The 17,758-nt window shown below is 73.0% G+C and carries 20 protein-coding genes; 10 read left to right on the plus strand and 10 right to left on the minus strand.

Annotated features, from left to right (window positions below):
* Nucleotides 1-27 precede the first annotated feature (27 nt).
* Nucleotides 28-294 carry a DUF6295 family protein gene (locus ACFFIA_RS34470; RefSeq protein ID WP_377259366.1) on the minus strand — a complete coding sequence of 89 codons (267 nt, stop codon included), beginning with the start codon at nt 292-294 and terminating at the stop codon, nt 28-30.
* Between the two features lie 29 nt (nt 295-323).
* Nucleotides 324-1,088: a dienelactone hydrolase family protein gene (locus ACFFIA_RS34475; RefSeq protein ID WP_377259369.1), complete on the minus strand. Its 765-nt coding sequence runs from the start codon at nt 1,086-1,088 to the stop codon at nt 324-326.
* 140 nt (nt 1,089-1,228) lie between these two features.
* On the opposite strand from ACFFIA_RS34475, the gene ACFFIA_RS34480 reads away from it, so the two are divergent.
* Nucleotides 1,229-1,549 carry an STAS domain-containing protein gene (locus ACFFIA_RS34480; RefSeq protein ID WP_377259372.1) on the plus strand — a complete coding sequence of 107 codons (321 nt, stop codon included), beginning with the start codon at nt 1,229-1,231 and terminating at the stop codon, nt 1,547-1,549.
* Nucleotides 1,550-1,870: 321 nt separating this feature from the next.
* Here ACFFIA_RS34480 and ACFFIA_RS34485 read toward each other — a convergent pair whose 3' ends face one another.
* The 3 genes from ACFFIA_RS34485 to ACFFIA_RS34495 are packed head-to-tail and all read right to left on the minus strand — an operon-like array spanning nt 1,871 to nt 4,536.
* Complete coding sequence (locus ACFFIA_RS34485) at nt 1,871-2,827, minus strand: DUF3500 domain-containing protein (RefSeq protein WP_377259375.1); 957 nt, start codon at nt 2,825-2,827, stop codon at nt 1,871-1,873.
* Nucleotides 2,828-2,842: 15 nt separating this feature from the next.
* Entirely contained in the window at nt 2,843-3,637 is a 795-nt protein-coding gene (locus ACFFIA_RS34490) for an ABC transporter permease (protein WP_377259378.1), read from the minus strand.
* Entirely contained in the window at nt 3,634-4,536 is a 903-nt protein-coding gene (locus ACFFIA_RS34495) for an ABC transporter ATP-binding protein (protein WP_377259381.1), read from the minus strand. The genes ACFFIA_RS34490 and ACFFIA_RS34495 overlap by 4 nt, the downstream gene beginning before the upstream one ends.
* Before the next feature lie 130 nt (nt 4,537-4,666).
* Here ACFFIA_RS34495 and ACFFIA_RS34500 point away from each other — a divergent pair, with 130 nt between their 5' ends.
* From ACFFIA_RS34500 to ACFFIA_RS34510, 3 genes are all read left to right on the plus strand, one after another.
* The gene (locus ACFFIA_RS34500) at nt 4,667-5,896 is read left to right on the plus strand and encodes a sensor histidine kinase (RefSeq protein WP_377259384.1); all 1,230 of its coding nucleotides are present in this window, start codon (nt 4,667-4,669) and stop codon (nt 5,894-5,896) included.
* On the plus strand, nt 5,875-6,588 hold the full coding sequence (locus ACFFIA_RS34505) for a response regulator transcription factor (RefSeq protein ID WP_377259387.1): 714 nt from the start codon (nt 5,875-5,877) through the stop codon (nt 6,586-6,588). The genes ACFFIA_RS34500 and ACFFIA_RS34505 overlap by 22 nt, the downstream gene beginning before the upstream one ends.
* Nucleotides 6,589-6,654: 66 nt before the next feature.
* On the plus strand, nt 6,655-7,422 hold the full coding sequence (locus ACFFIA_RS34510) for a hypothetical protein (RefSeq protein ID WP_377259390.1): 768 nt from the start codon (nt 6,655-6,657) through the stop codon (nt 7,420-7,422).
* 109 nt (nt 7,423-7,531) lie between these two features.
* Here ACFFIA_RS34510 and ACFFIA_RS34515 read toward each other — a convergent pair whose 3' ends face one another.
* A complete protein-coding gene (locus tag ACFFIA_RS34515; protein WP_377259393.1) occupies nt 7,532-8,200 on the minus strand; it encodes a DUF305 domain-containing protein in 669 nt (222 codons plus the stop codon).
* Between the two features lie 167 nt (nt 8,201-8,367).
* Here ACFFIA_RS34515 and ACFFIA_RS34520 point away from each other — a divergent pair, with 167 nt between their 5' ends.
* The 5 genes from ACFFIA_RS34520 (at nt 8,368) to ACFFIA_RS34540 (ending at nt 13,450) form a co-directional block, all read left to right on the plus strand.
* Nucleotides 8,368-9,786, plus strand: coding sequence for an LVIVD repeat-containing protein (locus ACFFIA_RS34520; protein WP_377259396.1), 1,419 nt, complete (start codon nt 8,368-8,370; stop codon nt 9,784-9,786).
* 252 nt (nt 9,787-10,038) lie between these two features.
* Complete coding sequence (locus ACFFIA_RS34525) at nt 10,039-11,109, plus strand: lytic polysaccharide monooxygenase auxiliary activity family 9 protein (RefSeq protein ID WP_377259399.1); 1,071 nt, start codon at nt 10,039-10,041, stop codon at nt 11,107-11,109.
* A gap of 122 nt (nt 11,110-11,231) precedes the next feature.
* Complete coding sequence (locus tag ACFFIA_RS34530) at nt 11,232-11,762, plus strand: SigE family RNA polymerase sigma factor (protein WP_377259402.1); 531 nt, start codon at nt 11,232-11,234, stop codon at nt 11,760-11,762.
* The gene (locus tag ACFFIA_RS34535) at nt 11,759-13,069 is read left to right on the plus strand and encodes a hypothetical protein (protein ID WP_377259405.1); all 1,311 of its coding nucleotides are present in this window, start codon (nt 11,759-11,761) and stop codon (nt 13,067-13,069) included. Before ACFFIA_RS34530 ends, ACFFIA_RS34535 begins: the two co-directional genes overlap by 4 nt.
* Nucleotides 13,070-13,255: 186 nt before the next feature.
* Nucleotides 13,256-13,450, plus strand: a complete 195-nt coding sequence (locus ACFFIA_RS34540) for a hypothetical protein (protein ID WP_377259408.1) — start codon at nt 13,256-13,258, stop codon at nt 13,448-13,450.
* 169 nt (nt 13,451-13,619) lie between these two features.
* On the opposite strand, the gene ACFFIA_RS34545 is transcribed toward ACFFIA_RS34540, so the two are convergent.
* Complete coding sequence (locus ACFFIA_RS34545; RefSeq protein ID WP_377259411.1) at nt 13,620-13,934, minus strand: type II toxin-antitoxin system PemK/MazF family toxin; 315 nt, start codon at nt 13,932-13,934, stop codon at nt 13,620-13,622.
* On the minus strand, nt 13,931-14,671 hold the full coding sequence (locus tag ACFFIA_RS34550) for a FadR/GntR family transcriptional regulator (protein WP_377259414.1): 741 nt from the start codon (nt 14,669-14,671) through the stop codon (nt 13,931-13,933). Before ACFFIA_RS34550 ends, ACFFIA_RS34545 begins: the two co-directional genes overlap by 4 nt.
* A gap of 207 nt (nt 14,672-14,878) precedes the next feature.
* On the opposite strand from ACFFIA_RS34550, the gene ACFFIA_RS34555 reads away from it, so the two are divergent.
* Nucleotides 14,879-15,163 (plus strand): adhesin, encoded by a 285-nt coding sequence (locus ACFFIA_RS34555; RefSeq protein WP_377259417.1) that lies wholly within the window; start codon nt 14,879-14,881, stop codon nt 15,161-15,163.
* Nucleotides 15,164-15,339: 176 nt separating this feature from the next.
* Here the strand turns inward: ACFFIA_RS34555 and ACFFIA_RS34560 are convergent, their stop codons facing one another.
* Nucleotides 15,340-16,632 carry a LuxR C-terminal-related transcriptional regulator gene (locus tag ACFFIA_RS34560; RefSeq protein WP_377259420.1) on the minus strand — a complete coding sequence of 431 codons (1,293 nt, stop codon included), beginning with the start codon at nt 16,630-16,632 and terminating at the stop codon, nt 15,340-15,342.
* A gap of 110 nt (nt 16,633-16,742) precedes the next feature.
* Nucleotides 16,743-17,687, minus strand: a complete 945-nt coding sequence (locus ACFFIA_RS34565; RefSeq protein WP_377259423.1) for a methionyl-tRNA formyltransferase — start codon at nt 17,685-17,687, stop codon at nt 16,743-16,745.
* Between the last annotated feature and the right edge of the window lie 71 nt (nt 17,688-17,758).

Consider the following 17,758-nt stretch of genomic DNA (forward strand, 5'->3'; position numbering starts at 1 on the left):
CGTGACCGTGCCGGCCGCCGGCGCGGCTCAGACCGGCGCTCCGCTGCGCTCGGCGGCGTCGATCACCTGCTCCAGCGCGGCGAGCAGTGCCCGCCCGGTCTCCAGGTCGAGCTCGACCGCCACGCGCGCCGACGGCCCGCGCTCCGGGTCGACGAAGTCGAGCAGCAGCGCGTGGTCGAACCGCGACCCCACCGCGTGGTCGAAGCCGACGTTGGCCGCGCTGACCGCGAACCAGCCCGACCCGCCCTTCGCGGCGCCGGCGGCCGGCACGGTCACGGAGATGTTCGTGCACATGGGCGTGCTCCTTCGGAGGGGGTACGGGGCTACGAGAGGTGGCGGCCGAAGAAGTCGAAGACCTTCTCCCAGCCGTCCATCGCCGCCTCGGGGCGGTACGCGGCGCGGTGGTAGTAGAAGAACCCGTGGCCGGCGCCGGCGTACCGGTGGAACTCGTACGTCTTGCCGTGCTGGCGAAGCTCCGCCTCGTGCCGGTCGACAAGCTCGGGCGTCGGGTACTGGTCCTCGTCGCCGAAGAGCCCGAGCAGCGGCGCGTCCAGCCCGGCCGTGTAGTCGACGACAGGCACCGGCCGCTGCGGCGTCAGCTCCTCGGCCGTCGCCACCACGCCCCCGCCCCACAGGTCGGCCACCGCGTCGAAACCGCCCACCTTGCTCGCCGCCAGCAGCGCGTGCCGCCCACCCGAGCAGGTGCCGAAGACGCCCACCTTGCCGTTGGACGTGGGCAGCGCGCGCAGCCAGTCACGCGCCGCGACCAGGTCGGCCACCGCCAGGTCGTCGGAGGCCCCGCCGGCCGCCCGCACCGCGGCGGCCACGTCGTCCGGGTCGCCGTGCCCGGTGCGGCAGTAGAGGTCGGGGCAGATCGCGATGTAACCGTGGTCGGCGAAGCGGCGGGCGAACTCCCGGTAGAGCTCGTCCCAGCCGGGCATGTGGTGGGCGAGCACGACACCCGGAAATGGCCCCGGTCCTTCGGGCCGCGCGACGTACGCGTGGATCAGGTCGCCGTCGCCGGCCCGGTACGCGGTGACCCCGGCGGCGATGCCGGCCTGCGCGTCCGTACGCGATGAGTTCCACACGCGAAACAACTTAGCCGGGCGAACGAGCCGCGCTCCGCCGGGTCCGCCCCGCGGTTTCGCCGACGAGCGGGAGCGCGAGGCTGGTGTGAGAATGGCGCGTCTGGGGTACCTCAGATTTGATCACGGTAAGGAGGCGATCCATGACGCTCGCGCGAGACGGTGTGGGCGGAGCGCGCGGCGTGGCCGTGGTCTTCCTCGAGGGCGAGATCGACATGCAGGCCGAGGACCGGGTCGTCGCGGAGATCGAGACGGCGCTGGTCGGGCCCCAGCGCGACATCGTGGTGGACCTGTCCCGCGTGCCCTTCCTCGATTCCAGCGGAGTACGCGCACTCCTACGCGGGCGGGAGGCGGCCCAGCGGCGCGGCGTACAGCTCCGCGTCCGCAACCCCCACCGCATCGTCGAGGAGGTCCTGCGGATCACCGGTGTGGCGGCGCTGTTCGGGATGCCCGATCCGGGATGACCATCCCGCCCGCCGGCGCGTGGCACGACATCCTCGCCGAACTGGTCGAGGCCGCCCACTTCGTCGGCCCGAGCGGGCTGGTGGCGATCGTCGAGGACGCGGCCGCGCGCGTCGGAGTGGGCGTCACGCTCCTTCTCGTCGATCACGAGCAGGAGCGGCTGCGCGCGCTCACGCGTGAGCTGACCACCGCGCCCGACGCCCCCGCCCCGCCGCCGGTGTCGCTGGGCGCGTCGATCGCGGGACGGGCGTTCATGACGCTCACACCGGTCACCTCCGGCGGCGACCCGCCGGTCCGCCCCCTGACCGCGGACCCGGCCGGTGCTACGCCCTGTGTGCGGCGGCCCGGTGGGCGGCCAACACGTCCTCGCCGAAGTCGCCGTGCGGGCGGCGCAGCACGGTGTGCGCGTGGTTGCCGTCGTCGCTCGTGTTGTCGTACTCGATCAGCAGGTCTTCGCCCTGGACCCGGTAGTAGTGCCGCCCGCCCGGCCGGGTCGGCCCCTCCCACGCGAACCACTGCTCGCCGCTCGCGATGCGGGCGTGCTCGCGCAGGGCCAGGTCGGGCGGGAGGCGGTCGAGGTAGAGCGCGACCAGCCGGTCCAGCGCGGTGCGGGCGCCCGGCCCGAGGCGGCTGGCGGCGACGCCGCGCGGCTCGATCGGCGCCTGCACGACCGGGCGCGTGGCGGTGTGGATGTCGCCCGGCGCCCGGTCGGCGACGACCGCCGCGCTCCGCCCGTCCGGCCCCAGCGCCTCCAGCAGCGCGCGGGCCAGGTCCTCCTCGGCGGCGAGGGGACGCAGGACGGTGCCGCCGGCGTAGCCGACCCGGTGCGGGTTGGCGCCCAGGAAGATCGGCGCGGGCGAGACGACGCCGTCGGCGACCGTCATGGTCACCGAGATGTGGTGGCCCTCGAAGCGCCACCCCCACGGCCCGCCCCCGGCCGGCTCGCCGAAGACCGCGACCCAGTAGTCGCCGCTGTGCCGCCCTCGGGCCCACCCCTCCCGCCGGTCGAGCACCTCCTCGAGCGCGATGATCGCCATCGCCTGGGCGTAGGCGGGCGGGCTCAGCGCGGTCGCGAGCAGCCGGTGCGCGGCCTTGCGGGCGACGCGGTCGAGGTCGGCGAGGCAGGCGCCGGGGCGGGGCCTCGGCCGGTACTCGATCCACCGCCGGGCCGCCTCGTCGGCGAAGGGCCGCGACGCGAGGGAGCGCTGCTCGCCGTCGAGCGCGGCCAGCAGCGCCTTCGCCGCCTCGGACATTTCCGCCGGTACGTCGTCAGCAGCCATCCCCTCTGTATACCGCTACGAGACCTCGCGCCGGATGAGTCGCGCCAATCCGACGACGAGCGGCACGACGACCCACAGGCCGACAGAGGCGGCCAGCTTGGGCCAGTCGGAACCGGACATGGCGTTTTCGGTGAGCGGCGTCGAGGTGATGCTGAGGTCGAGCCACTTGGCGGCGGTGCTCAGCGCGCTGACCAGGCCGCCGAGGATGCCCCACACCATCGGCAGCAGGAAGTACATCACGATGGCGAGCGCCGAGTTCATCAGCAGCATGCCGAACGCGATGCCCATGAGCATGTTGATCACCTGGAAGAGCAGCGCGCTGCCCAGTGCTCCGGCGGTGAGCTGCCAGCTCCCGTCGGCGTCCTGGAACGCGATGGCGGCCAGGTTGCCGACCGCCGCGAAGGCCAGCCCGGCGACGACCGAGGCGACCGCCAGCACCAGGCCGGCGAGCAGCTTCGCGGCCGCGACCCGCTCCCGCTCGGGCACCAGCGTGAACGTGGTCAGCGCGGACCGCTGCGTCCACTCGCTGGTGACCGCGAGGATGCCGATCACGGGCAGCAGGATGCCGGAGGGGATTAGCGTGATCTGGAAGAACCCGTAGAACGTCTGCTCCTCCGGGCCGGCCGCGAAGAACATGACCACGACCAGGGCGAGGTACCCGAGCGCGGTCACGGCCAGCAGCCAGAACCCGGCCCGCGTGTCGGTCATCTTGCGGAGTTCGACCAGCGTGAGGCGGGGGATCGAGGGGCGGCTGACCGGCGCGACGTGCGGGGTCGGCACGGTGGGCGTGGCGGTGGCGGTGGCGGTCATCGGGCGGCCTCCCTGGCGGCTCCGTTGGGCGTGGTGAGTTCGAGGAAGAGCTGCTCCAGCCCGGCGCCGTCGGCGGGGCGCAGCTCCAGCAGCACGAGGCCGCCGGCCGCGGCGGTACGGCCCACGGTCTCCGCGTCGGCCTGGGCGATCAGCGCGTCGTCCGGCGTACGGGTCACCGACACGCCCGCCGTGGTGAGCGCCCACTCCAGCTTGTCCGGGTCGAGGCCGCGCACGCGCGTACCGGAGCCGGCGAGCAGCTCCTCCTTCGTGCCGTCGGCGACGATCCGGCCGCCCCCGATGACCACCAGCCGGTCGGCCACCGCCTCCACCTCGCGCAGCAGGTGGGAGGAGAGGAGGACGGTGCCGCCCCGGTCGGCGAAGTCGCGCAGCACGCCCCGCATCCAGAAGATGCCCTCCGGGTCGAGGCCGTTGGCCGGCTCGTCCAGGATGAGTACGCGCGGGTCGCCGAGGAGCGCGTGGGCGAGGCCGAGCCGCTGGCGCATGCCGAGCGAGTACTGCTTCACGCGCTTGCGCCCCGCCTTGGCGTCCAGCCCGACGAGCGCCAGCAGCGAGTCCACGCGCCCCCGGTCCACGCCCATCACCTGGGCGGCGAGGGTGAGCGCCTCCCGCCCGGTACGGCCGGGGTGCTGGGCGGATGCGTCGAGGAGCACCCCCACGTGGCGCCCCGGGTTGGACAGGCGCTTGTACGGCCGGCCGTCGACCGTGGCCGCGCCGGCGGTGGGCGGGGTCAGGCCGCAGATCATCCGCATGGTCGTGGACTTGCCGGCGCCGTTCGGCCCGAGGAAGCCGGTCACGGTGCCGGCCTCGCAGCGGAACGACACGTCGTTGACGGCCGTGTGCGGGCCGTACCGCTTCGTCAGGTGCTCCACACTGATCATGCGTCCAGCCTGCGGCGCCGGCCGGTACCTCCGCCTCGGCCCGAGGTCGGTGGCGCGCGACCGAGGTCTATCAGGGTGATTCGACTTTGGTCGGATGCCGGGGCCGGGCCGCGGGCCGTACCATTTGATCATGGTTGGTGCGGCGACGCCCGAATACCGTGCGCTGCTGCCCGGTTCGCTGGTGGAGTCCGCCCCGGATGCCGCGGGGCCGGTGCGCCGCACGGCGCGCGACTGGTTCGTCGACACGGTCTTCTTCCTCTTCGCCCTGTTGCTGGCCGTGAGCCTCGCCGCGTACAGCTACGAGAGCGGCATCGACGAGGGGCGCACCACGCTCGACCTGGCGATGGGGGTGCTGTGCTGCTTCGGCCTGTGGCTGCGGCGCCGGTGGCCGGTGGGGGTCGCCGTCGTCGTGACGGCCGCCGGGCTGTACTCGGCGACGAGCCTCGGCGCGGCGGTCGTCGCGTTCTTCACGGTCGTGGTGCACCGGCGCGCCGCCGCCGTGGCGCTGGTCGGCCTGTTCGGTGTCGTGGGCGGCGTCGTCTTCGCGGTGCTGCGGCCGGAGTGGTCCACCTCCCCGCTCTGGACCGACATGATCTGGTCCGTGGTCGTGACCGCGCTGATCCTCGGCTGGGGACTGGTCGTGCGGGCCCGCCGCCAGCTCGTCTTCTCGCTCCGCGACCGGGCCCACCGCGCCGAGGCCGAGCAGCAGCTCCGGGTCGCCCAGGCGCGCCAGGCCGAGCGGGCCCGCATCGCCCGTGAGATGCACGACGTGCTCGCGCACCGGATCTCGCTGCTCAGCCTGCACGCGGGGGCGCTGGAGTTCCGGCCGGACGCGCCGCCGGAGGAGGTGGCCCGGGCGGCCGGCGTGATCCGGGACAGCGCCCACCAGGCCCTCCAGGAGCTGCGCGAGGTGATCGGCGTGCTCCGCGAGGACCCGGCCGAGGACGCGCCCGACCGCCCCCAGCCCACGCTCGCCGACCTGCCCGCGCTGATCGACGAGTCGCGGGCCGCCGGCATGCGGGTACGCCTCGACCACCAGGTGGCCGACCTGGCCGAGGTGCCGGCGGCGGTGGGGCGAAACGCGTACCGGATCGTGCAGGAAGGCCTGACGAACGCCCGCAAGCACGCGTACGGTTCCACTGTGGACGTGATCGTGGCGGGGGCGGCCGGCGGCGGGCTCTCGGTGGAGGTGCGCAACCCGTGGCCGGTGGGCGTGCCGGTCGGCCCCGAGATCCCCGGCACCGGCACCGGCCTCGTGGGGCTGACCGAGCGGGCCACGCTCGCCGGCGGGCGGCTGGAGCACGGCCGCACCCCGAGTGGCGACTTCCGGCTCTGGGCGTGGCTGCCGTGGCCGGTGTGACCCCGGACGGGGGCGCCCCGCGAGCCGGCGAGGGGCCGATCAAGGTGCTGATCGTCGACGACGACGCGCTGGTCCGCGCCGGCCTCGCGATGATTCTCGGCGGCGCGCCCGACGTCGCGGTGGTGGGGGAGGCGGCCGACGGTGCCGAGGTGGCCGCCGCCGTCCGCTCGTCCGCGCCGGACGTGGTGCTCATGGACATCCGCATGCCCCGCGTCGACGGGCTCGCCGCCACCGAGGCGCTCCGCCGCCGGCCGGAGTCGCCCGAGGTGATCGTGCTGACGACGTTCCACGCCGACGAGTACGTGCTGCGCGCCCTCCGCGCCGGGGCCAGTGGCTTCCTGCTCAAGGACACGCCGCCGGCCGAGATCCTGCGCGCGGTGCGCCGGGTCGCGGTGGGGGAGCCGATCCTCTCGCCCTCGGTGACCCGCCGCCTCATCGACCACGTGAGCGACACCGGCGCCGACGGGCGGCGGCGCCGCGCGCTGGAGCTGCTCGACCGGCTCAGCGAGCGGGAGCGCGAGGTCGCGGTGGCGGTCGGGCGCGGCAGGTCCAACGCGGAGATCAGCGCCGAGCTCTTCATGAGCGTGGCGACGGTCAAGGCGCACGTCTCCCGTGTACTGACCAAGCTGGAGCTCAACAACCGCGTGCAGGTCGCGCTCCTCGCCCACGACGCCGGCCTCACCCTCCCCTGACACCGCTCGACGTCGCGCGGTCACGGTGGGACACACCAATGCATCGAGACATGTAAGAATATCGACATGATGACGAGGTTGGCGGCCGCCGCGGCCGGCGTACTCCTGCTGCTCGCCGCCCCGGCGGCGGCGCCCGCGCACTCCCGCGGGAGCGCCGCGTGCAAGGATCGGGCGCTGCTCTTCTGCGAGGACTTCGAGCGGCTGCCGCTCGGCGGCGCCGCCAGCCTCGACTGGGGGATCGACACCAAACACGGCACCCTCACCGTCGAACGTCACCGCGGCGACCGCGTGCTCCGCGTGCACACCGAGGGAAACGGGCGGGCCTTCCTCAAGGTCGACGACTTCGCCCCGCCCGGCAACAGCTTCTTCGGCCGCGTGCGACTGCGCGTCGCCGCGTTCCCGACCGCGCCGGACTGGGCGCACTACACGCTGGTCGAGGCGACCGGACAGGGCCCGGAGATCGTGCGCCCGCTCGGCGGCCAGTACGTGCCGACACTCGACCGCGCGCTCTGGGGCGTCGGCGCCGACGGCGGCCCCACCGGCGACTGGACCAACTGGCGCGAGTCCACCCCGTCGGTCGCCGGCCGCTGGCAGTGCGTCGAGTGGCGGGCCGACGCGCGCGACAACCGCGTCGACGTCTGGATCGACGGCGTGCACCAGCCCGACCTCACGGTGACGACGACCGAGCACGGCGGCAACCCGGTCGACTTCGTCTTCCCCCGCTTCGACACGGTGAAGATCGGCTGGCAGCTCTACCAGGGCGACCCGACCCCGTCGGCGTACGACGTGCTCTTCGACGACATCGCGCTCGCCACCAAGCGGATCGGCTGCTAGGGGCCTGTTCACAGGGGTCGCCTCACAAGGCGGCCTCTGGCCTGCGGCCTCTGGCCTGCGGCCTCTGGCCTGCGGCCTCTGGCCTGCGGCCTCTGGCCTGCGGCCCGCGCTACGCGGCGATCTGGCGCATCCGGCTGATCTCGGCGCTCTGCTCGGCGGCGATGCCCGTGGCCAGCTCGCTGATCCGCTGGTCGCGGCCGGCGGTGAGCACGTCGGTCGCCATCGCGATCGCGCCCTCGTGGTGCGCGACCATCATGTCCACGAACATCTTGTCGAACGCCTCGCCGCTCAGGCTGGCCAGCCCGCGGATCGCCTCCGGCGGCTGCATCCCCTGCATGCCGCCGTGGTCGTGGCCGGACTGCTCCTCGGTGAGGTCGCGGTCGCGCAGCCAGGTGCGCAGGTATTCGACCTCGGGCTTCTGTGCCGCCACGATGCGCGAGGCGACCGCGCGGATCTGCGGATGGGCGGCCCGGTCGGGCGCGAGCGCGGCCATCTCCAGCGCCTGGCCGTGGTGCGGGATCATCATCCGGACGAAGTAGGCGTCGGCCTGGTTGTAGAGGCTGCCGTCCGGCGCGGGGAGCTGGTCGGAGGGGACCACCGACGCCGACTCGCCGGGGCGGCCGGGCACGACCACCGGTATCGGCGACGTGGTGGAGGTCGGCGACGCGCTGGCCGACGGCTCGTCGCCGGAGCCCGCGGCGCGCACCCCGAGGGCCACCGCGACGCCGGCGACGGCCACGACCACGGCGGCGATCGCCGCGTACCAGCGCCGGGTCATCCGATTTACCTCCCGCTTTCCGCCCAAACCGGGCCGATGATCTTATGCCACCCCACCGCTCGGGCCAATGACGACTGTCACATCGACGGTTACGATGCCTCGGTAACGTGTGCACCAATCTAGCGCCCCTTCGCCGTTGAACGGGGCCTGAAAGACGGGGTATGCCCATGTTCAGATCCGCCCCACAAGGGTTGCGACGGCTGACCGCCGTCGCGGCGGCGGCGTTCGCCCTCACGCTGGCGGTCGCGGCCTCCGCAGCTCCGACGAATGCCCACTCGCCGTCGACCAACGAGATCCCCGGCGTCGACGAGGTCGTCAGCAGCAACAACATCCGACTCGTGACCAACGTGCCCCTGACGGGCGCCATGGCCGGCGGCATCAACAGTGACATCGCGTTCCAGGGCAAGTACGCGTACGCCGGCAACTACAACGGGTTCGCCATCTTCGACATCAGCCGGCCGAGCAGCCCGCGCCTGGTCAGCCAGGTCGCCTGCCCCGGTGGGCAGGGTGACGTGTCGGTCCACGGCGACCTGCTGTTCCTGTCGGTCGACTCCTCCCGGAGCGACGACTCCTGCACCAGCGTGGGCCAACCCGCGTCGGTCAAGGAGTCGTGGGAGGGCATCCGCATCTTCGACATCAGCGACAAGAAGAGCCCGCGGTACGTGAAGGCCGTCGAGACCAACTGCGGCTCGCACACGCACACGCTGGTGCCCGGCAAGGACCGCAAGACGGTCTACCTGTACGTGTCGTCGTATTTCCCGTCGGCCACGTTCCCGGACTGCCAGCCCCCGCACGACCTGATCTCGATCATCAAGGTGCCGGTGAAGAAGCCGGCCGAGGCAAAGATCGTGGCCACGCCCAACCTCTTCCCGGGCGACACCGGCAACCCGCCGGGCACGCCGAGCACCGAGACGAGCGGCTGCCACGACATCACGGCGTACCCGGCCAAGGACATCGCCGCCGGCGCGTGCATGGGTGACGGCATCCTGCTCGACATCAAGCGGCCCGAGTCCCCGCGTGTGATCACGCGGGTCCGCGACACGGTCAACTTCGCGTTCTGGCACTCGGCGACGTTCAACAACTCCGGTACCAAGGTCGTCTTCACGGACGAGCTGGGCGGCGGCGTCGGGGCGGAGTGCAACGACGAGGTCGGTCCCGAGAAGGGCGCCGACGCGATCTACGACATCGCCGGGTGGGGCGACCACCGGCGGCTGGTGTTCAAGAGCTACTACAAGATCCCCCGGGCCAACGCCGACACCGAGAACTGCGTGGCCCACAACGGTTCGCTGATCCCCGTGCCCGGCCGCGACATCATGGTCCAGGCGTGGTACCAGGGCGGCATCTCGATCTGGGACTTCACCAACTCGTCCCGGCCGAAGGAGATCGCCTACTGGGAGCGCGGGCCGCTCTCGGAGACCTCCCTGATCCTCGGTGGCTCCTGGTCCGCGTACTACTACAACGGCTACATCTACTCCAACGACATCGTGAAGGGTCTCGACGTCCTTCAGGTGCGAGACTGGCGGCTCTTCGGCGCCGAGTTCAACCGGTTCGACGTGCTGAACGCGCAGACGCAGCAGCGCTACTGACCGCCGTACCAGCGAAAGGGCCCGGCCTCCGCGGAGGTCGGGCCCTCCTCGTGCCGCCGGCCGGCGCGGCGGCGGTGATGTTTGCTGATGTATTCGCATGCGTGATTCAATGGCCGGACGCGTGGCAGCTCAGCGAGTGGCCTTTTCTCCACCGCGAAGGCGCGCCGGGTCCGGGTGTGAAGAGGCGACACCTCCGGCGGGCGCTTTCGCCTGTCCGGGCGACCTCTTGCACTCGGGACGAAAGGCAACGACGTGAAAGCGAGACGCAGGTTGGCGGTGCTCGCCGCCGCCGCGCTGCTCGGCAGCGGGGTCCCGCTGCTCATGAAACCCAGTCCGGTGGAGGCGCACGGCGCGTTCGTGTCCCCGGCGACCCGCACCTACCAGTGCTATGTGGACGGTCGGGCCGGCGGTGGCGGCGACCTCAACCCCACCAACCCGGCCTGTGCGGCCGCGGTGGCGCAGGGCGGCAAGCAGCCGCTGTGGGACTTCTACGCGATCCTCATCGGCAACGCGGCCGGCCGGCACCGGGAGATCATCCCGGACGGCCAGCTCTGCGGCGCTGGCACCACCAAGTACGCGGCGTACAACGCGGCCCGCCTCGACTGGCCGGTGACCCAGCTCCAGTCGGGCGGCACCATGGAGTTTCGCTACAACGCGTGGGCGCCGCACCCGGGCACGTGGTACCAGTACATCACCAAGGACGGCTTCGACCCGACCCAGCCGCTGAAGTGGTCGGACCTCGAGGCGACGCCGTTCGACCAGGTGACCAACCCGCCCACCAAGGCCGGCCCGTCCGGGTCGGAGTACTACTGGAACGCCCGCCTGCCCGCCAAGCAGGGCCGCCACATCATCTATTCGATCTGGCAGCGGTCGGACAGCCCGGAGGCGTTCTACAACTGCGTGGACGTGCAGTTCGGTGGCACCCCGCCCACCTCGCCGCCGCCCACCACCACCCCGCCGACCTCGCCGCCGCCCACCACCGTGCCGCCCACCTCGCCGCCTCCCGGCGGTACGGGCGCGTGCACGGCGACGGTGCGGATCGCCAGCCAGTGGTCCGGCGGTTTCCAGGGTGAGGTGACGCTGCGCAACAACGGCACCACCGCGCTCAACCCATGGACGGCGACCTGGACGATGCCGGCCGGCGCGACCGTCAACAGTGGATGGAACGCGACGGTCACGCAGAGTGGCACGACAGTGACGGCCGCGGCGCCAACGTGGACACCGAGCCTCGCCGCCGGGGCGTCCACGACGGTCGGGTTCGTCAGCAGCGGCTCGCCCGGCCCGACCGGGATCCGCCTCAACAACGTCGCCTGCGGCAGCTAGCCCGCCGGTGGCGGAACGGGCCCCTCCGGGGGCCCGTTCACTTTTTGGCCGCCGCCGCGCGCAACCTCGACGTGACCCTCGCCCGTCATCGTGGGTGAGGGTTGTCGGGAGGAGTACACCGCATGCGGGCGGACGACACGTCCGAGTACGTCGAGTTCGTCTCGGCGCGGCTGGCCCGATGGCACCGCGCCGCCTACCTGCTCTGCGGTGACGAGCACCGGGCCGACGATCTGGTGCAGACCACGGTCACCAAGCTCTACGTGCACTGGGCGCGGGCGCGCGGCGCGGACAACCTCGACGGCTACGTGCACCGGATGCTCGTCCGCGCGTACATCGACGAGAAGCGGCTGGCCTGGTCGAAGGTGTGGCTGATGTCCGCCACGCCGGAGCGGGGCGCGTCCGGTGACAGCGGCGTGGAGGAGCGCGACCTGGTGGTCCGCGCGCTCGCCGAGCTGCCCAAGGGACAGCGCACCGTACTCGTGATGCGCTTCCTCTGCGACATGCCGGTGGAGAGTGTGGCCGCGGCGATGCGCTGCTCGACAGGCAACGTGAAGGCACAGACCGCGCGCGGCCTCGCGACGCTGCGCGCGCGTCTCGGCGAGGCACCGTTCGCCGGGGCGGGCACGGGCACGGGCGGGGGGATCGCGGGATGACCGACGAGCTTGAGGAGCGGGCGGACGACGTACGCGTGCTGCTGGAGACCGCGCACGTGCCGCCGGCCCGCGCCGACCTGGCCCGCGCGATCACCGCCGGGGCGGTGGTGCGGCGCCGCCGGCGGTACGCCGCGGTGGCCGCCGCCACTGTCTGCGCGCTCGCCGGCACCGCCGTGGCCGGGCAGGCGCTCGACGCCACGGGCGGCGGCGACCGCATGGAGGTGCCGATCGGCGAGACGGTGACCGCGCCGCCGGGGCCGTTCACCAGCTGCGCCGTACGCGCGCTGGCGCCGCCGCCCGGCGAGGGAAGCCTCACCGGGCAGGTGGTCGCCGACCCCACCGGCCGGTACGCGGCGGCCAGTGTCGCCCTGCCCGACGGCACGGTCCGGCCGGTGCTCTGGACCGACGGCGAGCCGCGCCTCCTGCCCGGGGTCGGCGGGTCCGCGCAGCCGCGTGCGGTCAACTCCTCCGGCGTCGTGGTCGGCGGTGGAGCGCTCGTCGACGACGGCAAGCCGCTGGCCTGGATACTCCGAGACGGCCAGATGCGGCTGCTCGCCGGCGTGCCGGGCCACGAGTGGTGGATACCGCTGGCGATCGACGAGCGCGGTGACGTGACTGGCGAGGCGTGGCGGGCGATGCGGTTCACGGTGGTCTCGTGGCCGGCGGTCGGCGACGGGTCACCGATCCTGGCCGAGCCCGCCGGCGTACGCGGCTCCGGCATCGGCGCCGACGGCACGGTGGTCGGCACACGCGGCGAGGACGCGGCGCCGTACGTCCTGCGCCCCGACGGCACCGGCCGCACGCTGGAGCTGCCGCCGGGCGCGTCGACGGGGCAGGCGATGGCGGTCCGCGGCGACTGGGCCGCCGGCTGGGTCGGCCTGCCCGTGACCAGCCCGCCCTCCAGCGTCGCGGTCGCGCCCCGCGCCCAGGGCGGCGAGACCGACCGGCGCGTGCTCGACCTGCTCGGCAAGGCGAGCGGCGGCGGCAAGGTGGTCACCGCGCCCGCCCGGTGGGACCTGCGCACCGGCGCGGTCGAGTACTGGCCCGACCGCGCGATGCCGGCCACCGCGGTCAACGCCGCCGGCTGGGTCGCGATGCCCGGCGACGGCGGCCCCACGGTCATCTCGCCCGAGGGGCGGGCGATCACCCTGCCCGGACCGGCCGACGGCTATCCGACCGCGTTGAGCGACGACAACCGCCGCCTGTACGGCGAGCGCCTCCAGCCCACAGTGGACGCCGACGCCTCGCTCGCGAAGGAGCGCCGGGCCAAGGTGGGCACCACCGAGCTGCTGATGTGGCACTGCTGAACCGGCGGCGGGCGCCGTCGCGCCATGGTGCCGGCGGGGCGGTCCGGCTATCCTGATGGGGCAGCTCCGTGTGTGGGGGGCTGCTGATCTCCAATGACGTGGATCTGGCATACCGATGTGCGGAGCACAGGACATCGGTCGGGCTGGGTCCGCGCGTCCTCGCTCGATCGGAGCGAGGAGATGGACGTGGGGCTCAACGTCATCGAGCCACTGCTCGCAAACGGTCCCTGGGCGCTCGCCCTCGGCCTGGTCGTCCCCGTGGTCGCGCTGGTTGTGATGTTCCTCTGGGCGCTTCGCGGCGTGCCGGCAGAGACCCGCCCCGAGGTGATCAGGGCGATGGCGGAGCTGGTCCGCGCACTGCGCGGCCGGCGCCTGCCGTGAGCGGGCGCCGCACCGGCGCTTGGTCGCCGGTCTGGCTTGGTCGCCTTGGTCGCCGGTCTGGCCTGGTCGCCTTGGTCGGCGGCCTGGTTTGGTCGCCTTGGTCGGCGGCTTGGCTTGGCGCTCGGTCGGCGGCTTGGCTGGCTTGGCGCTCGGTCGCCGGCCTGGCTGGTCAGAGCTCGAAGAGGTCGCGGAGCGCGTTGTCCAGGCGGGCGAGGCTGGCGCCGGTGATCATGCCGAGGCGCTCGGCGCCAGCGGTGACCGGGAGGCGCCGCATGCGGTTGACCACCACCACGCCGGAGACCGGGTCGGTCTCGGAGAGCGGGACGGCGAACGGGGGAAGGTCGGTCGTGCCCCGCTGCCGCACCACCGGCGCGCAGTAGGGAGCGGCGTTGGGGCGCTCGTTGTGCGTGTCGCCAGAGAGGACCACGACCCGGTAGCGCAGATCGGTGCGGTCGCCGATGGTCCACACCTCACCGCGGTTCACGGCCCGATGCTACGCCCGCCCTCACCAGCGTGGCGGCGCGGGACTCGCGAGATCCGATCGTGGACGCCGGTGCGACGGCCGGCCAACGCGGCGGTGAGCTGCCGTGCGTCGCCGCCCCGAAGCGCGTCCAGGATGTCGCGGTGGGCGGCGGCCACACGCGGGGTCTCGGCGGCGCCGGGAAGCTCCGCCTCGACCTTGTCGAACACACTCCAGAACACGCGCAGCAGGTCGCTGACCAACTCGTCGCGGAGCGGCGCGTACAGCGTCTCGCGAAAGAGCCGGTCGGCCTCGGGGCAGTGGCGCCCCTCGGCCGCCGCGCGCTCCATCTCCGCGACCGCGTGTTCCAGCGTGTCGAGGTCGGCTTCGTCGGCCCGCGCGAGCACCTGGCGGGCCAGGCCGACCTCGAGCACCTCGCGGATCAGCGCCAGGTCGCCGATCTCGCGACGGTCGCCGCGGAGGGAGAGGCGTGCGTGGAAGGCGACGCCGGCCTCCAGCGGGGCGAACGAGAGCCGGCCGACGTATGTGCCGAGGCCATGGCGGACATCGACGATGCCGAGCGCCTGGAGCGCCTTGACCGCCTCACGCAGCGGATGGCGGCTGACCGAGAGCTCGGCCATCAGCTCCGGCTCGGTCGGCAGCGGCGAGCCCGGAGCCAGCCCACGCCGCACGATCAACTCCTTGATCGCCTCTTGCAGTCCCCGCTGACTTTCGCCCGCTCCGCGCGCCGGCTGGTTCACGATGCTTCTCGGAAACCGGTCATAGGACGTCCGACGTTACCTCATCGCAGCAGGTCAGGGACCCTTTACGGGCCGGCACGGGAGGTCCGGAGCGCCTTTCGGGGTGTCAAGTGAGCATGTCGATGCCGTCAATACGGGTTCGGGCGGCGAATCACTGGGTATGGCGGCCGGGAACCTGCATGCAGAAACAGACGGAGGGAGCTCCCGATGCTCACGCTGACCGACAACGCGGTCGCGGTGATCCGCAATCTGACCGAGCAACCACAGGTACCCGAGGGCGCCGGCCTACGCATCGCCACCGACTCGAACCAGGGCGCGCTCATGCTCACCCTGGCCGCCGAGCCGATGGAGGGCGACGAGGTGCGGGACGAGGCCGGCGCGCGGGTCTTCCTGGAGACCGAGGCGGCCCGCATCCTCGACGACAAGTCCCTGGACGCGGCGGTCGACGCCAACGGCGCGGTCCAGTTCGCCGTCGGCGAGCAGCCTGGTTGACGGCCACCGGACGGTGACCCGGGCCGGTGACGCGGGTCGCCCCGCGTCACCGGCTCCGGCCGCGGCTGTGCCGGCTCCGGCCGCGTCCGGGGCCGGTCCCGCCGGGCGCCGCTGGCCCGCCGGGGTCGCGCCGCGCTGGCGCGGGCCGCCCACCGAGGGCCGCAGGCGGCGCGACCCTACGGGTCCAGGAGTTCCAGCAGGCCGAGCGCGTGGGCGGTCGCGAGCGCGCCGGCCCGGTTGCGGGCGCCCAGCTTGCGGAAGAGCCGCGCCTGCGTGTTCTCCACGGTCTTCTCCGCGATGCCCAGCGACCGTGCCGTCTGGCGCACGCTGTGCCCGGCGGCGATCGAGCGCAGGATGTCGCCCTCGCGGATGGTCAGCTCGGGCAGCCCGCCGTCCGCCTCGCCGGCGTGCGTACCGGCGGCCGCGAGCAGCCAGTTCGCCGCCGCGGGGTCGATGGTCAGGTGGCCGGCGGCGGCGAGCGTGAGCGCCGGTACGAGTGCCTCGCCGATCCGCTCGGCCGCCACGATCGACACCGCGCCCCGCCCGAGCGCGTCCAGTGTCTCGCCGCGGGTCATCGGGCGGCTGGTGACCACCATGATGGGTACCCGCGCGTCGCCCAGCCGCTGCCACGCCTCCGGGGTCGGGTCGACGAGGATCACCGGCACCGTCCCCGAGCCGGCCTGGTCCCACAGGTCGAGCCCTTCGTCGTCGTTGCCGCTGTCGGTGACGAACGGGATGTGCTCGGCGAGCAGCGCCACCGCGACGTCGTACCGGGCGGGCACGTCCGGTCCACAGAGGACGGCGAGGGAGAGCCCGCCGGCGGCGTAGACCCGGGCGCGGGGGAGTGGTGCCCGGTTGACCAGCCCGAGCGTGATGGCGCGGGCGGTCGCGTGGCTCTGGCTGGTGACGGAGAGCTTCTGGTAGATCCGCCGCTTGCAGTTCTCCACGGCGAACGGCGTCATGGTGAGCAACTCGGCGATCCGGCTGACCGGATGCCCCGCGGCGGTGAGCGTGATGATCTCCCGTTCCTGCGCGCTCAGCCCGCCCGGCACCGGCACCGGGGCGCCCGACCGGAGCGCGTCGGCGTGCTGGTGCAGGAGCATGAGCAGCGCGTCCAGCCCGTGCGAGCAGGGGATGAGCGTGTCCACACCGACCTGGCGGCTGCCGGCCAGGTCCTCCGGGGAGAGCCGTTCGTAGATCACGACGAGCCGGACCCGGCCGAAGCGGGTGCGGAGCGTACGCAGCGCGCGCAGCGCCTCGGCCACGCCCGCCCCAGCGTCGTAGACGACCAGGTCGGGACCGCAGAGGTCGCAGAGGCCCAGCAGGGCCGCGTCGTCGGCGACGTGCCCCACCACCGTGAATTCGGGCTGCCCGGCCAGGCAGACGGCGAGCGTGTCCCGGAAGAGTCGCCGGGACGAACGGATCGCCACCCTGACCAGATGGCCGCCCGGGGTCGAAACCTGTCCCATACCGGCCTCCCCCGGCGGTCAGGACCGCGTTTCAACTTTGTTACATAGGGCCAAATGAGTGTCAAGCGATGGCCCGCCGGCCCTAGGGGATTCCTGTCGGGCGCCGCGGGTCACGGGTGGGAGGTCAGGTAGCCCCCCATGGTGGTGAAGTGCTCCGGCGCGGGCAGTTCGGTGCCGTCGTCCAGCCGTACCCGCTTGATCAGCAGGCCGTGGTCGCGGCCGTGACGGGCGCCGGCGCCGGCGACGACGACCACGCCGTCTCCCTCCCGGATGAAGATCCGGCCGGGCGTGCCGCCGTAGCGGCCCGCCGAGACGGCCGCGGAGACGATCCGCAGCCGCTGGCCGCGGTGGTAGGTGAAGGCGTTCGGGTACGGGTCGGACTGGGCGCGCACCAGCCGTTCCAGGTCGGCGGCGGGCCAGCCCCAGTCGATCCGGCTGTCCTCAATGGATCGCTTGTGGAAGAAGCTGGCCTTCGAGCGGTCCTGCTTGACCCAGTCGGTGCGCCCGCTGGCGATCAGCGCGAGCCCGTCCACGGTGATCGGGCCGAAGAGTTCGAGCGTCTTGTGGAACAGGTCGGTCGCCGTGTCCGTGGGCAGCACCGGCACCGCCCGCTGGAGCACGATGTCGCCGGCGTCCAACTCGCCGTCCATCATGTGCGCGGTCACGCCGACCTGCTCCTCGCCGTTGATCAAAGCCCAGATCAGGGGCGCGAAGCCGGCGTACGCGGGCAGCAGCGAGTCGTGCACGTTGAGCGTGCCGAAGCGGGGCAGCGTGAAGATCTCCGGCGGGATCCAGGTGCGCCAGTTGGTGGCGACGATGACGTCCGGCTCGACCTCGCGCAGCCGCACGACCAGGCTCTCGTCGGGCCGGCCGCGGATCTCCACGGGCACGTCGTGCTTCTCGGCCAGCTCGGCGACGGAGTCGTCCCAGATCTTCTCGTAGGCGTGGTCGCTCTTCGGGTGGGTGACCGCCAGGACGACCTGGTGATCGGAGTCCAGGAGCGCTTGCAGAGTGCGATGTCCCCAGGTCTGGTACCCGAACATGACGACCCGCATGGATGTGCCTCCCCGGATGTGATCAGTTAAGCAAGGCTTGCCTAACACGGTAACTTAAGCAAGGCTGTCCT

The organism is Phytohabitans kaempferiae (assembly GCF_042433955.1).
Lineage (GTDB): Bacteria > Actinomycetota > Actinomycetes > Mycobacteriales > Micromonosporaceae > Phytohabitans > Phytohabitans kaempferiae.

What these genes read in the sequence shown, in the direction of transcription:
- ACFFIA_RS34555 (WP_377259417.1), top strand. Translation starts at nt 14,879, where the DNA reads ATGCTCACGCTGACCGACAACGCGGTCGCGGTGATCCGCAATCTGACC.
- ACFFIA_RS34535 (WP_377259405.1), top strand. Translation starts at nt 11,759, where the DNA reads ATGACCGACGAGCTTGAGGAGCGGGCGGACGACGTACGCGTGCTGCTG.
- ACFFIA_RS34500 (WP_377259384.1), top strand. Translation starts at nt 4,667, where the DNA reads ATGGTTGGTGCGGCGACGCCCGAATACCGTGCGCTGCTGCCCGGTTCG.
- ACFFIA_RS34470 (WP_377259366.1), bottom strand. Translation starts at nt 294, where the DNA reads ATGTGCACGAACATCTCCGTGACCGTGCCGGCCGCCGGCGCCGCGAAG.
- ACFFIA_RS34560 (WP_377259420.1), bottom strand. Translation starts at nt 16,632, where the DNA reads ATGGGACAGGTTTCGACCCCGGGCGGCCATCTGGTCAGGGTGGCGATC.
- ACFFIA_RS34490 (WP_377259378.1), bottom strand. Translation starts at nt 3,637, where the DNA reads ATGACCGCCACCGCCACCGCCACGCCCACCGTGCCGACCCCGCACGTC.
- ACFFIA_RS34510 (WP_377259390.1), top strand. Translation starts at nt 6,655, where the DNA reads ATGATGACGAGGTTGGCGGCCGCCGCGGCCGGCGTACTCCTGCTGCTC.
- ACFFIA_RS34495 (WP_377259381.1), bottom strand. Translation starts at nt 4,536, where the DNA reads ATGATCAGTGTGGAGCACCTGACGAAGCGGTACGGCCCGCACACGGCC.
- ACFFIA_RS34480 (WP_377259372.1), top strand. Translation starts at nt 1,229, where the DNA reads ATGACGCTCGCGCGAGACGGTGTGGGCGGAGCGCGCGGCGTGGCCGTG.
- ACFFIA_RS34520 (WP_377259396.1), top strand. Translation starts at nt 8,368, where the DNA reads ATGTTCAGATCCGCCCCACAAGGGTTGCGACGGCTGACCGCCGTCGCG.
- ACFFIA_RS34565 (WP_377259423.1), bottom strand. Translation starts at nt 17,687, where the DNA reads ATGCGGGTCGTCATGTTCGGGTACCAGACCTGGGGACATCGCACTCTG.
- ACFFIA_RS34515 (WP_377259393.1), bottom strand. Translation starts at nt 8,200, where the DNA reads ATGACCCGGCGCTGGTACGCGGCGATCGCCGCCGTGGTCGTGGCCGTC.
- ACFFIA_RS34485 (WP_377259375.1), bottom strand. Translation starts at nt 2,827, where the DNA reads ATGGCTGCTGACGACGTACCGGCGGAAATGTCCGAGGCGGCGAAGGCG.
- ACFFIA_RS34530 (WP_377259402.1), top strand. Translation starts at nt 11,232, where the DNA reads ATGCGGGCGGACGACACGTCCGAGTACGTCGAGTTCGTCTCGGCGCGG.